Source organism: Mesorhizobium sp. CA5 (assembly GCF_020165105.1).
Lineage (GTDB): Bacteria > Pseudomonadota > Alphaproteobacteria > Rhizobiales > Rhizobiaceae > Mesorhizobium.
This window is the reverse complement of record NZ_JAIUHJ010000028.1, coordinates 1-17,083: the sequence shown is the minus strand read 5'-3', so window position 1 is coordinate 17,083 and position 17,083 is coordinate 1. Positions and strand designations below refer to the sequence as shown.

16 protein-coding genes and 1 pseudogene are annotated in these 17,083 nt (G+C 63.3%); 12 read left to right on the top strand and 5 right to left on the bottom strand.

The genetic code is table 11. The features are described 5' to 3' along the window. The first annotated feature begins 8 nt into the window (after positions 1 to 8). From LB529_RS26430 to LB529_RS26420, 3 genes are read left to right on the top strand one after another with little or no spacing between them, the layout of a single operon-like run. Entirely contained in the window at positions 9 to 926 is a 918-nt protein-coding gene (locus tag LB529_RS26430; protein WP_224638567.1) for a dihydrodipicolinate synthase family protein, read from the top strand. After that, complete coding sequence (locus tag LB529_RS26425; RefSeq protein WP_140541243.1) at positions 926 to 1,936, top strand: ABC transporter ATP-binding protein; 1,011 nt, start codon at positions 926 to 928, stop codon at positions 1,934 to 1,936. The genes LB529_RS26430 and LB529_RS26425 overlap by 1 nt, the downstream gene beginning before the upstream one ends. Beyond that, positions 1,933 to 2,904 carry an ABC transporter ATP-binding protein gene (locus LB529_RS26420; protein ID WP_224528511.1) on the top strand — a complete coding sequence of 324 codons (972 nt, stop codon included), beginning with the start codon at positions 1,933 to 1,935 and terminating at the stop codon, positions 2,902 to 2,904. Before LB529_RS26425 ends, LB529_RS26420 begins: the two co-directional genes overlap by 4 nt. Positions 2,905 to 3,242: 338 nt before the next feature. On the opposite strand, the gene LB529_RS26415 is transcribed toward LB529_RS26420, so the two are convergent. Next, complete coding sequence (locus LB529_RS26415; protein WP_224528509.1) at positions 3,243 to 3,497, bottom strand: hypothetical protein; 255 nt, start codon at positions 3,495 to 3,497, stop codon at positions 3,243 to 3,245. 37 nt (positions 3,498 to 3,534) lie between these two features. Further along, positions 3,535 to 3,837, bottom strand: a complete 303-nt coding sequence (locus tag LB529_RS26410; protein WP_224528505.1) for a hypothetical protein — start codon at positions 3,835 to 3,837, stop codon at positions 3,535 to 3,537. A gap of 516 nt (positions 3,838 to 4,353) precedes the next feature. On the opposite strand from LB529_RS26410, the pseudogene LB529_RS26405 reads away from it, so the two are divergent. Both LB529_RS26405 and LB529_RS26400 read left to right on the top strand, forming a co-directional pair. Continuing rightward, positions 4,354 to 4,551: pseudogene (locus LB529_RS26405) on the top strand (EAL domain-containing protein); the annotation flags it as partial. An 849-nt stretch (positions 4,552 to 5,400) separates the two neighbouring features. Next, on the top strand, positions 5,401 to 5,742 hold the full coding sequence (locus tag LB529_RS26400) for a hypothetical protein (protein WP_224528502.1): 342 nt from the start codon (positions 5,401 to 5,403) through the stop codon (positions 5,740 to 5,742). Positions 5,743 to 5,821: 79 nt separating this feature from the next. Here LB529_RS26400 and LB529_RS26395 read toward each other — a convergent pair whose 3' ends face one another. The 3 genes from LB529_RS26395 to LB529_RS26385 form a co-directional block, all read right to left on the bottom strand. Next, complete coding sequence (locus LB529_RS26395; RefSeq protein ID WP_224528491.1) at positions 5,822 to 6,046, bottom strand: multiprotein-bridging factor 1 family protein; 225 nt, start codon at positions 6,044 to 6,046, stop codon at positions 5,822 to 5,824. A 708-nt stretch (positions 6,047 to 6,754) separates the two neighbouring features. Further along, the gene (locus LB529_RS26390; RefSeq protein ID WP_224528488.1) at positions 6,755 to 7,753 is read right to left on the bottom strand and encodes a membrane dipeptidase; all 999 of its coding nucleotides are present in this window, start codon (positions 7,751 to 7,753) and stop codon (positions 6,755 to 6,757) included. Continuing rightward, a complete protein-coding gene (locus tag LB529_RS26385; RefSeq protein WP_224712761.1) occupies positions 7,750 to 9,198 on the bottom strand; it encodes an aldehyde dehydrogenase family protein in 1,449 nt (482 codons plus the stop codon). Before LB529_RS26385 ends, LB529_RS26390 begins: the two co-directional genes overlap by 4 nt. A gap of 100 nt (positions 9,199 to 9,298) precedes the next feature. Between LB529_RS26385 and LB529_RS26380 the strand changes: the two genes are divergently transcribed. From LB529_RS26380 to LB529_RS26350, 7 genes are all read left to right on the top strand, one after another. Next, entirely contained in the window at positions 9,299 to 10,207 is a 909-nt protein-coding gene (locus tag LB529_RS26380) for a LysR family transcriptional regulator (protein ID WP_224528478.1), read from the top strand. A gap of 15 nt (positions 10,208 to 10,222) precedes the next feature. Beyond that, entirely contained in the window at positions 10,223 to 11,227 is a 1,005-nt protein-coding gene (locus LB529_RS26375) for an Ldh family oxidoreductase (RefSeq protein WP_224638564.1), read from the top strand. After that, positions 11,224 to 12,879, top strand: coding sequence for a hypothetical protein (locus tag LB529_RS26370; protein ID WP_224528471.1), 1,656 nt, complete (start codon positions 11,224 to 11,226; stop codon positions 12,877 to 12,879). The genes LB529_RS26375 and LB529_RS26370 overlap by 4 nt, the downstream gene beginning before the upstream one ends. Next, complete coding sequence (locus LB529_RS26365) at positions 12,876 to 13,454, top strand: DUF3726 domain-containing protein (protein ID WP_224528467.1); 579 nt, start codon at positions 12,876 to 12,878, stop codon at positions 13,452 to 13,454. The genes LB529_RS26370 and LB529_RS26365 overlap by 4 nt, the downstream gene beginning before the upstream one ends. A gap of 18 nt (positions 13,455 to 13,472) precedes the next feature. Next, positions 13,473 to 14,579, top strand: a complete 1,107-nt coding sequence (locus LB529_RS26360; protein ID WP_224712760.1) for a class I SAM-dependent methyltransferase — start codon at positions 13,473 to 13,475, stop codon at positions 14,577 to 14,579. 472 nt (positions 14,580 to 15,051) lie between these two features. Beyond that, the gene (gene eis, locus LB529_RS26355; protein WP_224601156.1) at positions 15,052 to 16,344 is read left to right on the top strand and encodes an enhanced intracellular survival protein Eis; all 1,293 of its coding nucleotides are present in this window, start codon (positions 15,052 to 15,054) and stop codon (positions 16,342 to 16,344) included. A gap of 53 nt (positions 16,345 to 16,397) precedes the next feature. After that, positions 16,398 to 17,083: MurR/RpiR family transcriptional regulator (locus LB529_RS26350; protein WP_224712759.1), on the top strand; the 686-nt coding region annotated here is incomplete at its 3' end.

The window sequence follows — 17,083 nt, the reverse complement described above, 5'->3', positions numbered from 1 at the left end:
GTTTCAAAATGCCACTTTTTACCGGCGTCGTGCCGCCAGTCGTTACCCCCCTCAACAACGACTACAGCATCGACTTTCCGTCGTTCACCCGGACGCTGGAGAACCTGCTCGACGGCGGCGTCCACGGACTGTTCGTGCTTGGCTCGACCAGCGAGGTGGTTTTCCACGACCAAGCCGGGCGCAAGGCGATCATCGAGCACGCAGTGAAGGTCAACAACGGTCGCGTTCCGATCTTCGCCGGCGTCATCGATCCGACCACCGACCGTGTCATCAACCATTCGAAGATCGCCAGATCGGCCGGGGCCGACGCAATCGTGGTCACCGCGCCCTTTTACACGCGCACCAGCCAGCCGGAGATCATCGATCATTTCCGCTATATCAAGGATGCGATCGACATCCCGATCATTGCCTATGACATCCCGGTCTGCGTCCATATCAAGCTCGATCGCAAGACGACGGTGACGCTTGCCAAGGAAGGCACCGTGGCCGGCCTGAAAGATTCCAGCGGCGACGATGGCAATCTGCGTTATGTACTGAAAGACATGGCCGGCGATGCCGGCTTCTTCGGCATGACCGGCTCCGAGATCATGGTCGATACTGCTCTCGCCATGGGTGCGCATGGTGTTGTGCCGGGCATCGCCAATGTCGACCCGCACGGCTACGTCAAGATGTGGAACCTGATGCAGGCCGGCAAGCATGCCGAGGCCCGCGTCGAGCAGGAACGCCTGCTGAAGCTGTTCGAGATCGTCTGGATCGCGCTCGGGCGCACCAGTGCCGGTTCAGCCGGCGTCGGCTCCTTCAAGACCGCCATGCGCAGCCTCGGCATCATCGCCACCAACAGGATGGCCCGCCCGCAGCGCGATCTCAACGCCGAGGAAACCGCCAAGGTCGACGCGATCCTGCGCGACGCCGGCCTGCTTGGCTGATCATGGAAGCGCCGATCCTCCAGATTGCCGGATTGCGTGCCGTGTTTCGCATTGCGGGGCGCGACATTGCGGCCGTACAGGACGTTGATCTCGAGATCGGCTCCGGCGAGACCGTGGCGCTGGTCGGCGAGTCCGGTTCGGGCAAGTCAGTCACCAGCCTCTCCATCATGGGGCTCCTGGCGCCGAAGATCGGCCATATCGCTCACGGCCATATCTCGATCAGACGACGCGACGGTTCCGTCACCGAGCTGACCGGGCTGGACGCGGAGCAACTGCGCCGCGTGCGCGGCAACGATATCGGCATGGTGTTTCAGGAGCCGATGACCAGCCTGAACCCGGTTTACACTATCGGCGAGCAGATCGCCGAGCCGATGCGCATCCATCTTGGCAAATCGCATCGCGAGGCGGCAGCCGAAGCGGTGCGCTTGCTGATGCAGGTCGGCATCCCGGACCCCGCGCGGCGCGCGAAACAATACCCGCACGAACTCTCGGGCGGCATGCGTCAGCGGGCCACCATTGCCATGGCGCTCGCATGCAACCCGACATTGCTGATTGCCGACGAACCGACGACGGCGCTTGACGTGACGATCCAGGCGCAGATCCTCGATCTGCTTGCCACTCTTCAGGCGGAACGCGGCATGGGCATCCTCTTCGTCACCCACAATCTTGGCGTTGTTGCGGAAATCGCCGACCGCGTGGCCGTCATGTATGCCGGCCGCATCGTCGAGACCGGCCCGGTTGGCGAAGTCTTTGCCCGGCCGCGCCATCCTTACACGACAGGCCTGATGCGATCGGCACCGCGACTTGGCCAAGCAACGGTGCTGAAGGCGGCCGGCACACCGCTGCCGACGATTGCCGGCAATGTCCCCTCGCTGGCCATGCTGCCCGGAGGCTGTTCTTTTGCTCCAAGGTGCCCGATGGCGATCGACTCCTGCCGCGCCGCCGTGCCGCCGCTGTTGCAGGTATCGCCGACACAGACGAGCCGCTGCATCCGCTGGGAGGAGCTATGAGCGCGCCGGCTCCTTATCTGTCCGTTCGCAACCTGACCAAGCATTTCCCGCCGACAGCGTTCTCGCGCGGACCTGTGGTCAAGGCACTGCAGGATATTTCATTCGACATTCCACGTGGTCAGGTGGTCGGGCTGGTCGGCGAATCCGGTTCCGGCAAGACGACAATTGGCCGTTCCGTGTTGCGGCTGATCGAGCCGACCTCAGGCGAGATACGCTTCGACGGCAAGGACATCGTCAAGCTCGGGGCAAGGGAGCTTCGACGTCAACGGCGCAACATGCAGTATATCTTCCAGGATCCCTTCGCCAGCCTGTCGCCGCGCATGACTATCGGCCAGATCCTCACCGAGGGCCTGGATATCCAGGGCATCGGTAGTCGGCCCGAGCGCCGCGCCCGCGCCGAAAAGGCGCTCGCCACCGTCGAACTGCCGGTCGATGCCTATGACCGATACGCGCATGAATTCTCGGGCGGCCAGCGCCAGCGCATCGGCATCGCGCGAGCCCTTATGCTGGAGCCCGAGTTTATCGTCGCGGACGAACCGGTCTCGGCACTCGACGTGTCTATTCAGGCCCAGGTGATCAATCTTCTTCGCGATCTCCAGGTCCGGCTTGGCCTCACCATGCTGTTCATTTCGCATGACCTCGCCGTTGTCGAATATATCTGCGACACGGTCATCGTTCTCTATCTCGGACGCATCATGGAAGTCGCGCCCGCGACCGATCTCTATGTCCGGCCTGGGCATCCCTACACACGGGCATTGCTGTCGGCCGTCCCATCGCCAGATGCGTTCGCCAGGAAGCAACGGCAGATACTGAAAGGCGACATCCCAAGTCCCGCCAATCCGCCGTCGGGATGTGTTTTCAGAACGCGCTGTCCCGCAGCGATGGCTGCCTGTGCCGGCGCCGTGCCACGGCTACGGGAGATAGCTCCTGGACGTATGAAGGCATGCATTCGCGACGACATAGGCTGAACATGGCAGCCTAAAAATTGGAGTAGTTCTGATACGTTTTTGGGACATTCACAGTCAGCGCGCAGTTGAGCGGGGAGGTGTCCGTTTCTGTACCCGCAATGGGGCGGAGGAGGTTGGAAATATAGGGGATAAGTCCGGGCCAGAGATGCCGCAACTTCGTGGTCAGGTTGATCGAGGACGCCGCAAAGGGCGCGTAACGAGCCTGCTGCTGTCCATGACGAAAAGAGCGGGCCGGCACGAAGAGCCGGTCGTTGCGCCCACTCAGTCGCAGGCGGGAGCAAAAAAGGCCATCCCGGTATATGCGGAGGTGGACGGCCTTCTTTGCAATACTTCACACCTTAATAGGCCTTCTTCGCGGCGCTCCTCCTGTGCTTCACCGGGCATTTGTGCTTCTTGGTCGCCTTGCAGGCCTTCGTTACGTGCTTCTTAGCCTTCTTCATGGTCATAGCATCCGAAGCGGGTGCAGAGCCAGTTGCGGCCGTCGCTGCTGGCGCTGGCTTCGTAGCCGCGGCGGCGTCGTTAGGGCTGAGAACTGGCATCGAGACGGCGAGCGCGAATGCAAGACCGACGGCAGACAGAAGAGACTTTTTCATGTGTCTATTCCTTGTTTGGCAAGTCGGGGGTTGAGCGTCACCCATCAGGATCGATGGGTGTTACTCCAAGCAGCTTCAAAGCTTTCGCGAGCATCCGGATTCCCTGCGCCTCCTTCTTCTTGGCGCAGTACCGGTTTCCCTTTCTCTGAAGAGCTTTCGCCGCGGTGACCTGCGTTGCCGCGGCATGCGTTTTGAGGGCTTCGTCGACTTGACGGCTGAGAATGGTGCAACGCTCGGTCCGGGTGAGCGGCGCCGCCTTTGAGGTGGAGGGTCCGGTCGCTGCCGTAGCGAGCGACAAGCTGAGCAACGCACCCATCAAGTTGATCGAGATTCTGTGCATCGCTTGTCGCAAACCCGAGCAAGTGCAGCACTGCTGCAGCCGATGAACTGATCCCTCCAGAGCATGATACGCTTGAATGATTTCTGCAGTTTTTCCTGAATGTTTCTGGATTGTGTCTGCCCTCGTGCGGAAGGTTCGCTGCCGCAAATGCCGAAGGAGCATGCGCCAAAACTTGGTGGTGGCATGACACGGATCATTCACGCCTGCGGTGGTGCCAATTGAGCTGTCGGGCAGGAAATCAATAGTTAGAGCCGGCGGTCGGTTTCGTTCGATAGCCTCCGACAGTGCGGCGAGCGGGCGGAGGGAGTTAGCCCGCCTTTAAAGATAAGCGCTGCTATTTGCAGCCGTTACCGGCCGTTCGCACCCAGTGACTGCGGCGAGTAAAGGTCCTATTTTTGTTAGATTAGAAATCCATCTCGGTGGATCATTAGCGGTTCCTAAGCCGGACAACACTAACCTCTGCCGATTGGTAGGGGATCGCGGATGAATGCCTTCAGGCGAACAATAGGCTTCGGCCTAACCTATCTGCGCTCTTTCCCTTTCGACCGCATCAAGATCGATCGTAGCTTTGTCAGCCTGATTTGTGAAAGCAGCGAAAGCCGGGCGATCGTCAAGGCCGTCGCCGAACTTGGGGCCACTCTCGGCATGACCACGACAGCCGAGGGCGTCGAAACTGAGGAACAGTATCAGTTGATCAGGGAGAATGGCTGTACCGACAGGGTTGGCTGTTCGGTCGCCCCTACCTCAGTCTAAGGTCTTTGCCCTATTCGAAGAAGCAGCCCATTTGAGAGCTTGATAATCGATCAATGGAGCAAGATTGGCGTGCGATGCGATCCATACAGGTCGTACGGCTAGCCACGGCTTGGTTCAGGCAGGCGGGTTCGCCGGTTCGTGAGGTCCCCCGGTCAGACGCTTGTGCTTCTCGAACAGGTGCAGCTTTTCGGGGTATCCAAGCCTCAGCGCCGCGTTGCAGGACGGGCATTTGAATGAGGATATGGTTTTAAACCACGTGCCTTTTCGAACGATGGGGCGTTCGCACCGTGGGCACTCAAAGGTGAGATATTCGTCGTTAAGCTCTTGGGGAATCGGCAATCCGGCACCTTTAGGCTGATGGATGCCCACCATCGTCGCAGGTAATGGTGGGCATCCATGAACTGGCGATGAAGGGACTATGCTCGCCAGCACTCCCAAATGAAGATCTACGGAATATGTTGCGTCGTCGGGACTTATGAGTTGGCGGATAAGACGTCTGTCCGACGCGTATTACGACTGACGGGCAAGACACAGGTGTCGGGGGAACAACTCGGGCTTTTGCGCTGTTCCCGAGTAGCCTGCCGCGCACGTTGCCACTTCGCGCCCCAGGCTACTCCAGTACTGCCCGCTGGCTCTGGCCGGCGGGCTTTTTGTCGGACGGCGGCCTAGCCGTGCACAGCCTCCGTTTGCGGTATGTAGAGCGCATTCCCTGATGGGACTTTCGCCGCGACCTGAAGCGTGAACAGGAGATGATTTTCATCGTCCGTCACTTTCATGATCCGAGGCTTCGTATACTTCCAGAAAGAATGTTTGCTCTCGTTTATCATCTCGCCGGCAGCCCGCACGGCTCCTTCCTTGCCGCGGGAGATTGACACCATCTACGTCGGAGATGAATTAGCTGTTGTCGACGTCGAAATAATAGGTCGTGATGATGCTCTGCCCTTGGTCGACAGGCCCAAACCATCCGGTGCAACTTTGTTTCTCGCAGCTTGGCAACCAGAGAAGGCACGGGACAGTGTCATCGTGTTTGAGGGATCAATCGAAACCGGGGGAATTCTCATGAAGAAGACTTACGAGCAGCCGACGCTGGGTCGCAAGGCGAAGCTTTCCGCAATCGTCGCGGTCCCACCTGTGCCGCCGCCTCCGCCCTGATCTATCGAAGCTCAGGCGAACTGGATAAGCCCGCTACTTCCGGCCGGCGGGTTTTTTAATGCGCGGATTTCCATGGAAGTCATTTACTCAGGATAGGACTCGCGCCTGAGACGAATACCACGCCCGCCGATTCGAATGCTTGACGGATGGCTGCGACCTTCAACGGGCGCGGCGTCCTAATACCATTCTCAAAATCGCGTATGGTGCCCTCACTCAGATTGCACTTGGCACTCAGACGGACTTGTGACCAGTTAAGCAGGGCTCGCGCGGCCTTCGACTGCTCTGGAGTCAGCTCGGCCACCATCTCAGCTGTCCATGTCTAGCGGCTTATGTCCCGACTGACCGTGCCAACTTGCCGAAGGTCCGCGAGACCCTTATCAGCGGCAGCGGCTTTCTTGCTTGTTGCCATCGGAGTTCTTCCGGTTGGGTGAAATCACCCTTGACGGGTACAAGCTAACTCCGCGGCGAACCGCCGGTTCCAAACCATTACGGCGTTGCCGACCAGACCGGGCCAGCCACTCCGCCTTTGCTTTGCCAAACCCTTCGGCGGCGCACGCGATCCCACAGCGCTTTTTCTGATCGCAAGGTTCCGAAGCCGCCGCACATGTTGGGCCCGGTCGGCCATCAGTACGATAGCGAGTTTGCCGGCCCCACGCTGCGCCCCGATGCGCCACTGGATGGCGCCCAAAGTGCCTCATACATTACGAACGTGATCAGGGGTTCGAGTCGGGAGAGCACTACCGCCTTTCCCCCACTCGGAGAGCGTACGATGTTTTCTACAGCGTCGGGCGTGATGGGTCTGTCTTGGTGCTGCGAAGACCGGTAGGACCGGGAGAGTCTGACACGCAAGCTACCTGCGACGCGAACGGCAGTTTTGCGACCCATCTCGATCATCGAGGTGACTTTTGCCGCTTCTTAAAAGCAGACTTCGCCTGCGAAAGGATGGCGGCGTCCGGTGACACCTGAAAGCGGTTTCATCTTCAAGGCCACAGCGCCATCATGCGGGGCAAATCTACCTACTGGTGGCTGGCGAATCTCGGGTCGAAGGCAGACTGGCCTCGAGGAAGCGATGCCAGGCGCCGCCAAGAACAAGCGCGGTTTCGGCCGCACCGAACCCCGCCGAGGAAAGGCCTTGCGCCAACTTCGGGAAATCGAGGCTCGATCTGAACCAGGATGGCTGCTGCGGGAAACTTGCCGCCGCCTGTGTCTCGCGGGTCCAGCGGCCTTCGCGCATCCAGCGCACCACGCTGTCGGGCTGGTCCTGGCAGAGATCCGAGCCGATGCCGAGATGGTCAGGTCCCATGATCCCGGCCGCTTCCGCAGCCATTTTCCCGAACTGCTCCAGCGTCGTGTCCGAGCCGTTCGGAAGGTGCAGCGGGTAGAGCGAAAGGCCGAGCAGCCCCTCCTTTGCGCGCAATGCCTGCAAGAGGGCCTTGGAGACATTGCGGTTGCTGTCGCGCAGCCAGCGTGGATTGGCGTGGCTGACGACCACCGGCTGCTCGGAGAGCGCGATCGTCTCCAGCGCGGTCCGCTCGCCGGCGTGGGACAGATCGATGATCATGCCGAGCCGGTTCATCTCGGCGATCACCTCGCGCCCCATCCGCGTCAGGCCGCTGTCCTCCTTTTCCATCCAGCCGCAGCCGAGCAGCGACTGGTTGTTGTAGGTGAGCTGCATGAAGCGGATGCCGAGATCGAAAAGCATCTCGATCAGGCCGATGTCGTCCTCGATCGGCATCGGGTTCTGCAGGCCAAGCAGGATCGCCGTCCGGTTCGAGGCCCGCGCCTCCTCGATGTCGCCCGCATCGCGCGCCAGGAGGATCAGGTCCTCATTATCGCGAAGCCAAGTGCGCCAATCGACGAGATGGCGCACCGTCTCGCGAAAGCCTTCGTGATAGCCGACAGTGGCGTGGACCGCGGTCAGTCCGCCCCGGCGCATCTCCTCGAAGATTGCGCGCGACCACTTGCAGTATTGCAACCCGTCGATGAGCACCTGCGGCGCGTCGCTGGTCATTCGGGCGCGCCCGCGTGGATGTAGGACGTTTTGACCTGGGTGTAGAACTCGACCGCGGCGCGGCCTTGCTCGCGCGGCCCGTAGCTCGAGGCGCGGACGCCGCCGAACGGCACGTGATAGTCGGTGCCGGCGGTCGCCAGGTTGACCATGACGCAGCCAGAGCGCGAGGCGTGGCGGAACTTCGTGGCGCGCGCCAGCGAGCGTGTGGCGATGCCGGCCGTCAGCCCATAGGGCGTATCGTTGGCAAGAAAGATCGCCTCGTCGAGATCGTCGGCGGTCATCACGCAGGTGATCGGCGCGAACATCTCCTCCTGGTTGATGCGCATGCGCGAACGGCCGTTGAGGAACACTGCGGGCGCCATGTAGAGGCCGCGATGCGCCAGATCGAGCGCCTCGCCGCCGGTCGCTAGCTCGGCGCCCTCGCTGATGCCGAGCGTCACATAATCGAGATTGGCCGAGAGCTGCTCGGCGCTGACGACCGGCCCCATCTGGACGCCGGCCTCGAGCGCATGGCCGACCCTCAGGGCCTTTGTTTTCGCCAGCAGCTTCTCGACGAAGGCGTCATGCACCGGCCGGTGGACGATCAGGCGGGACGAGGCCGTGCATTTCTGACCGGTGCCGCCGAAGGCGCCGTTCACGGCAAGGTCGACGGCGCGATCGAGGTCTGCATCGTCCATGATCACAAATGGATTCTTCGACCCCATTTCGAGCTGCAGCTTCACGAAGCGCGCGGCGGCGAGCGCGGCGATGCCGGAGCCGATGGCGCCGGAGCCGGTGAAGCTCAGCCCTTGTATGTCGGCATTGGCGGCAAGCTCACGGCCGATCGTCGATCCTGAACCCATCACCAGGTTGAACAGGCCCTTCGGGATCGCCTGCCGGCTGATGATCTCGGTGAGCGCCCAGGCGCTGGCCGGCGTGACGCTGGCCGGCTTCCAGATAACGGCATTGCCGAAGGCTAGCGCCGGCGCGATCTTCCAGGACGCGGTGGCGATGGGGAAATTCCAGGGCGAAATGATCGCGACGACCCCAAGCGGCTCGCGCTCGATCAGCACATCGACGCCGGCCCTGACGGAATCGGACGAGGAACCCAGATTGCGCAAGGCCTCCGCGGCGAAATAGGTGAAGAACTGGCCGGCGCGATAGACCTCGCCGACGCCCTCGGGAAGGGTCTTGCCCTCCTCGCGCGACAGCAACTCGCCAAGCTCCTTCGAGCGCGCCATCAACTCGCGTCCGATGGCGTCCAGAACGGCGGCTCGCGCTTCCAGCCCGGCCGCCGCCCATTTCCGTTGCGCGCCTTGCGCCGCCGCGACGGCGTCATGGATGTCGGACGGCCGTGCCTGCGCGAAACGCCCGACAACATCGGTCACGTCGGACGGATTGATATCCTCGACCCAGTCGGCACCGTCGCGCCACTCGCCTGCAACGAAGTTCTGACCGCTCAGCATCCTGTTCGACCTGCATCAATTGGGTTGACAACGACCTAACCAATGCGGTGAACTTCAATCAAGCTCAATTTTTGGCACAAATGTTCAGGCAAGCTTAACAGTGACCAAAACCATCAGCCTGACCGGCATGCGCAGCTTCGTCGCGGTCTATGAGACCGGCGGCGTGCGCGCCGCCGCCGACCAGATCGGCCGCACGCCCTCGGCCGTGTCGATGACCCTGAAGCAACTGGAGGACGATATCGGCGCACCGCTGTTCGAGAGCGAACGCAAGGGCGCGCTCTCGCCTGTCGGCCGTGTGGTGCTCGACGAGGCGCGCGCGATGATCGCCCACTACGACCGCGCCTGTCTGGCAATGACCAGCTACGCGGCGGACCGGCAGGGGCGCTGCGAGGTGGCCAGCGTGCCTTCGGTCGCGGTGACCTTGCTGCCTCGCGCCATCGCCAAGCTCCGCGCCGAGGGCGGCCAGTTCGACATTCATGTCCGAGACAGCGATTCCAGCGCTATCGTCGAGGCGGTCGAGAACGGCATGGTGGAGGTGGGCTTGTGCGTGCTTGCGATCAGGCGGCCACAGCTTCGTTTCGAGCCGCTGTTCCATGAGCCGCTCGATTTCGTCTGCCCGGCCGACCATCCCCTGGCAAGATCGAAGCGCCCGTTGAAATGGGCTGAGCTCGACGGCGAGAGCTTCATCCGCAATGGCGCGGCCGCGGCACTGGGGCTTGCCGAGACCGAAGCGCTTGCCGCCGGCTCCAAGCTCACCGCGACCAATGTGAGCTCCAATCTGGCGATGGTGGAGGCCGGGCTCGGCGTCACCATCCTGCCCCGGCTCTGCCGCTGGAAATCGAGCCACGACGTGCGCTTCCTGCCGCTTGCCGATTCGCGTTCGAGCCGCACCGTCGGCTGGATCGCCAAGAAGGGCCGGAACCTGCAGCCGGCGTCGCTGCGCTTCATCGAATGCATCCGCCTGCAGACGCGGGCGAGCGAAGGGGAGTTCGGCTATGCCGCGGCATGATCGGTGGGTGAGGGGATGACACGCCTGACCCAAGCCCGCATCGAAACGCTCGCGCGCGCTGCGCTGATGCGGCACGGCGCAAGCGAGCGGCAGGCCGAGGCGCTGGCCGCCGGCATCGCCGCGGCCGAACGCGACGGCCTGAAATCGCATGGGCTCATGTATCTATCGACCTATTGCGAACACCTGATCTGCGGCAAGGTGCTGGGGCAGGCCGAACCACGCCTGACGCGGCCGACTCCGGCGGTCGTCGCCGTCGATGCCGCCAACGGCTTTGCGCATGCGGCCATCGCCCTCGGCCTGCCGGCCCTGATCGAAGCGGCGCGATCGCAAGGTGTGGCGGCGCTCGCCATCCGCAACTCCTATAATTGCGGCGCGCTCGGCTATCACACCGAGCGGATCGCCCAAGCCGGCCTGGTCGGGCTAGGCTTCACCAACGCGCCGGCCTCAATCGCACCCTGGGGCGGCCGCAAGGCGGCCCTCGGCACCAATCCCTGGTCGCTAGCTGTCCCGGACGGGCAGGGCGGGGCGCGCTTCGTCATCGACCAGAGCGCCAGTGTCGTCGCCAAGAGCGAAGTCATGAAGCGCGCCCGCGCGGGTGAGCCGATCCCACCCGGCTGGGCCTTCGACGCAAGCGGCGATACGACGACCGATGCCGGCGAAGCGTTGAAGGGCACGATGGCGCCGGCGGGTGGCTACAAGGGCGTCGGCTCGGCGCTCTTGGTGGAGATCTTCGCCGCATGCCTGACGGGGGCGAACCCCGGGCTTGTCGCCAGCCCCCTCTCCGGCACCGCCGGAGGTCCGCCCGGAACCGGGCAGTTCTTTTTGGCGGTGTCGCCCGACGCAACGTCGGCCGGGGCGTTCTCGGGCAACCTGGAAACCATCGCCAGCGCCTTCGTCGGCGATACGAGGCTTCCGGGCACAAGGCGCTTCGGCGCGCGCGAACAAAACAGCAGAGACGGCATCGAGGTGGCGGCCGAAGCGCTCGCCGCGCTTGAAAGGCTGGCCGGGACCGCCGCATGACGGCGATTCCGCTGCGCCCGCCGGAAATCGTCATGCGACTGCAGCGGCTTGGCGCGGCGCATCCGACGCGTCTCAGTTTCCTGCGCCAATTGATCCGCCGTGCCACCAGTGAGAAATGGCGTGTGCGCAAGCACCTGTTCGACCTCGACGACAACGGATTTGGACGCGCGGTGTATGCCGTCGAGACGCCGGCAAGAACCTACAGCCTGGTCGCGTTCTCGACGCCGCTTGACGACGAGAAGCGGTCCGACCGGGTGATCGCGCAGGCTTGGGATACGAGCTACGTTCTTTACGACGGATTGCCGGATGCCGCCGAAATCGCGCGGCTGGAGGCGAACGCTCCGCTGCAGGAGGCGGGCCGATACACCAGAAGCGAGCTGGTGCTGGCGCGCGCCAACAAGAGCGTGCGGCTGTTCGAAGACGTGGCTTCAACGCTGGCTCAGGGACGGCAGCCTGACGAGGAGCAACTGCTTGGCGTCGGCTATCTGCTACGCACCACGGCAGTCTACGGCAACGGCAAGTTCGGCATCGCCGACCGCGACGAGATCGCCGCGCGTCCGGAACTTGCCGGGTCTTTCCAGGCCGAGATGCTCACCGTCTGGTTGATCCGATCCTTCACGCTCGATCTGGTCGATCACATCGCCCGTCGCCGCAATCCGGCCGGCGCGGCAAGACTGGCGCCGGAATTGCGCCGGGCGCTCGGGGTCGGCAACGCGACGGGACTCGGCATGGCGCCCTTCCTCGTGCGCCACCCGCTGCTGACGCATAGCTGGTTTCTGGCCCGCGAAACCGCTCTGGCGCGGGTGCGCGCCGAACCGCAGGCCGCCGTGGCGGAACGCAGAATTTTCGCGCAGGCGCTCGCCGACCTGGCGCAGCGCGTTGGTCGCTGGCACAGCGACGACGACCGCCAGGCCGCCGCCACCCGGTCCCTAGCCGCCGATCTCGACACGCTGGCCGAAAATCTCGACCGGCTCCTGGCGAAGCCGCGGCCGTGGGATGCGGTCTATCGCTTCGCGGAAGAGCAGTTCTCCCTGGAAGGGCAGGAGGCTTGCGTCTCCCTGGTCCTCGAGCCGCATGGCGCCTTGGTCGACGAGCTCGGCGACACGATGAAAGCCGACGAGACGCCCGGCCATGCCATCGACGGCGCCATGGACTGCGGCTCGCTGCGCCAGGCGCTTCTCGACTGCTATTCATGGGCGGGGGCAATCGACTTCACAGAGCCCTCCGCTAATGCGCGCTTCTGGTATGTATCGGCGGAGAAGCTCGAGCCCCGGCTCGGCGAGCGGTTCGAGGAGGACGGCGCCGAGCTCGAACAGCCTTTGGCCACCGCGCGCGACGCGCTCGGTCTGGCGGCCGCGCTGGCGCAGGAGCCGGCCTCGGCCAGTGTCGCGGAATTCCTGCTGCGCCGGCCCGAATGGCGCCATGCGGTGCGGCGCACCCAGATCGTTGCGAAATTCCCCTATGCCGAGATTCACGATAATCTGATCGGCGCCGATTTGCGGCCCGTCGACATATTGCGCGCCAAGCTGGCGTTCTTCGGCGCGCGCAGCTTCGATCCCCGCTCGGACCGCTGGCTGCGGATCGCGCTGTTCAGCGGCGAGCCCCTGATCGAGGAGGTCGCCAGCGCCGCATCGGCTGGAGAAGCCGCGTGATCGACCTGTCGCTCAACGAGGTGGAGACGCTCAGCGCCAAGACGGCGCGGGGTGCGGGATTTTCCTGGGGACTGGCCGAGGATATCGGGCGCGCGGCGCGCCGGCTCGCGGTCGAGGACGACAATTGGGGCATGGCCATGCTGAGCCTTGCCGAAAACACGCAGTCCTTCGCGGTGCCCGACCCTGCCCGCGCTGCGCGCTGGCGAAAAGGCAATGCCGACAAATCTGCCGAAATGCCACTCTGTCCGATCCGAACCGCGGCCCTGCTGCTCGACGATCCGCTTCCGGCGAGCGCGCTGCCGCTGGCGATCATTGGTGTCGGTCTGCCGGTCTGGCTCGACGCCATGCTGCGCCGCTCGGCCATGCGCGTCGCGCGACCTGCGGGGCTGGCGAAGCGCGCCGACGTCGTCATCGAACATCGCGCCGAAATCGAGCGGCCGGCCACAGGCCGGCGCGGCGCGATCGACGAGCGGACGCTTGCCGCGCTCAATTCCTTCGCTGTCAGAACCTATGTGCCGGAAAGCGAGCGATCGCGCATGCGCGGAGCTGGCGGAGGCCGGGTGGACGATGAATAACAACAAGGGGAGAAGAAAATGAGTGCAGCCGACGGCCAGAAGATCGCCATGCGTGGGGCGGGCTACTACTCGGCCAACACCGTCGGCGCCAAATACGTCATCGACAAGGTCGGCGATCTCGTCGTCAAGGCAGTCGCCGGGATGCCTCGGCTGGCCGATGGCCAGCCATTCGCCGTCGCCGATTTCGGCGCGGCCGACGGCGGCACCTCGATGGAAATGATGCGGCGGCTGGTTGGCGCCGTTCGGGAGAGGGAACCGGATCGGGCGATATCGATCACCTATACCGACCTGCCCCATAATGATTTCTCGACCCTGTTCCGGCTGAGCCAAGGACTGTTGGGAACCTCCACCGAGGTTCCGCTGGCGGAGACGCCCGGCCTCTACATCTTCGGCAGCGGCACCAGCTTCTACCGCCAGATCCTGCCGGACAATTCGCTGTCGTTCGGCTTTTCCGCCACGGCGATGCACTGGATCAGCAAACGGCCCTGCATGATCGCCGACCATGTCCAGGCGGTCGGCGCGACGGAAGCCGAGCGGGCGCAGTTTCGCGCCCAGGGGCTGCGCGATTGGGAGATGATCCTGCTGGCGAGGGCCCGCGAGCTGAGGCCCGGCGGCCGGCTGGCGCTGGCCAATTTCTGCGTCGACGAGGAAGGGCGCTATCTCGGGCATACGACAGGGGTCGACATGTTCGACAGCTTCGCGCGCCATTGGCGCGATCTGCTTGCGGCGGGGCGGATCAGCGAGACGGAATATGTCAACGCGACGTTCCAGCAATTCTACAAGACGCCGGACGAGTTCGCAGCACCCTTTCGCGATCCCGTTTCGCCGGTGTCGCAGGCCGGGCTGAGGCTGGAAAACATCTTCACCATGGTGACGCCGTGCCCCTATGCCGAGGCCTTCCGGGTCCATGGCAACGCGCAGGATTTTGCCAGGGCCTATGTGCCGACGCTCCGCTCCTGGTCGGAAACCGTTTTTGCGAACGCGCTCGATCCCTCGCGTCCCGCCAATGACCGTGCCGCAATCGTCGACGATCTTTACGGCGCTTATGAAGCCGACGTAGCGCGCGCCCCCGAAGGCCACCGGATGGACTACGTCCATTGCGTGACGGAGATCGTCAAATCGTAAGGGATATCGAGAGTTTGCGCGCCGCTTCCTGAAAACGTCCAGATGGCGATCCTCCGGGCCAGCTGAATGTCCATTCTTGAAGATTCATGGGCTCAAGCTGCCGGTCGGCTTTCGGCCTAAAAGCCGGCACCGGACGGATCTACAATCAAACTTGTAGCGCGCCGTGTGCGCGACACCATTGACGTCGTTGTCGACAATTCAACCACAGCGTCGTCGAGAAGCGCCCGCTGAGCTTCTAGCGGCGGAAGGCGCCATTCTGTAGGTCAAGCATTAGCTTGACAAAGTCCGCTTTCAGTACGTGTCCTGCTCGAGGCCGCCGGATTCCCAAACCGCATTCATCCTGGGAGCTTATCTGCTGGAAGCCATGGATCGGTAGACTGATATCGGCTCGGATCAGCTCGGGACCGGCAAGTTGAAGACACCCAAGCACTGAGCACAGTGAGCGACTTACCCCGCCTTTAAAGGTAAGTGCTTGTTTCTGTTGGAAGCCGTTACCGCTGGCCACCATTTCGTGTCGAAAGGTGGCCAACAAAGATTCCGCCGACCACGCAAATCTGCCTATTGGATCGCCGCCATTGCGCGCCCGCGATTATTCGCTATGATGAAAAGCGTCATAGACGGAACGGACATGAAAAAAAACTTCGCAACCGAAATGGCGACCACCAAGGATCTCGCCGACGTCGCTCGCCTGCTGAGTTGGGCCTTCGGTTTCAGCAAGGCGAGGTCGCAAGAATACATCGCCAATATTGGGGTCGAGGCGCTGCGGCTCAGTCGCGGCGAGGACGGTTGTCCGGTCCTATGCGCGGGTCTGCTGCAGACTGCGCATATTTTCCACGGCAAGCCCGTGCGCGCGGCCAACATCGTACACGTGGCGATCGCGCCGGAACGGCGCGGAGAGGGCCTTGCCGTGCCTTTTGTGGATGCTCTCTGCGATGAGGCGAGGAGCCAGGGCGCCGCGATCGCCACTCTCTTTGCCTCAACGCGGCCGGTCTACCGCAAGGCCGGCTTCGAGCTTGCCGGGCACGAGATCGTCTATGAGGCGGCAACAGCGGCACTACCTTCCGCGAGCCGGCTCGCCTTCGATCGCATCGAACTCGACGATTCGCGCCTGGCCGGCGCCTATGTCGCAAAGACACTTGGCGAATCCGGGTTGCTTGCACGCGCTGCCGCGCATTGGAACGAGTTGCGGCGTGCCCCAACAGATTCGCTCGCCGCCTATCTCGCCGAAGGCGAGGCCGCCTATCTGATACTCGACATGGCTGACAAAACTTGCCTGACGGTACGGGACTGGTCCGCCGCTTCGCCCGAGGCGGCACAAGGCTTGCTTTCCTTTCTTGCCCGCTTCCGCTCGGTCTATCCGGCGGTTCGCTGGCATGGCGCGCCACAAGACGATCTAGTGGCGGCGATACCGGACAAAGGCTGGCGCCTTGCGCGCCAGGAGGAATGGTTGTTGCGGGTGCTCGATCCAGCGACGGCCTTGCGCCAGCGCGGCTACCATGTCGACGAGGCAAAGCTCGCGCTGCGCATCGGCGATATATCGCTCGAAATCGAAATTCGCGAAGGCGCCGCCGAAGTGCGCGAGGGGGCTGATTTATGTGGCCCGGCCGTGCGCATGGATGCGCCGGCCTTCGTCCAGCTCTTCACGGGCTTTCGCAGTGCCTCGAAATTGGCGCAGTATGGCCTCGTTGCAGGCGACTCGGCTGACATACGTCGCTGTGATCAGCTGTTCGCTGGACCGCCGCCCTGGGTGGCTGAGCATTTTTGAGCATGGTTCGGCCAGGATCCTGCTCGCACCGAGAATCTTCTGAGGGGTCTCGCATGACACACGCGCTGATAGCCTCGCTGAGAGCAGCGGCGGGCGATATGACGCCGGCGCTGGCGCGCGTCGCCGAGGCGGTGCTGGCGCAGCCCGACACCACCTTGCGCCAGAGCATCACCGAGCTTGCCGAGACATCGGGATCGTCCGAGGCGAGCGTCATGCGCTTCTGCCGCGACCAGGGCTTCTCCGGCTTTCAGGACTTCAAGCTGGCGCTGGCGAAGGAACTCGCGACCGACGAGCGGGCCCGGGACAACGGCTCGCCGTCCGACGACATCCAGCGGCTGGTCGATACCGCGATCACCTCGCTGCGCGAGACCGAGCAACTGATCGTCCGGGAAGACGTGGCTACCGCTTCGCGAAAGCTCCTCGATGCTTCCGTGGTCGAGTGTTTCGGGATCGCCGCCTCCGCCGTCACGGCACAGTATCTCGCCTACAAGATGACCCGCATCGGCAAATTCAGCCGCGCCTTGGGCGACGCGCATCTGGCGATGATGGCAGCGGGAACCGCGCAGCACGGAACTGTTCAGGTGGTGATATCCAGCTCTGGCTCGACCATCGACGCCGTGCGCGTGGCAGAGCTTGCCCGCTCCAAGGGCGCCTTCGTCATCGGTATCTCCAATCGCTCGAAGAGCCCGCTGATCGCCGTCTGTAACCTGGCTTTAATAGCCTCCTGGCCGGAGACGCC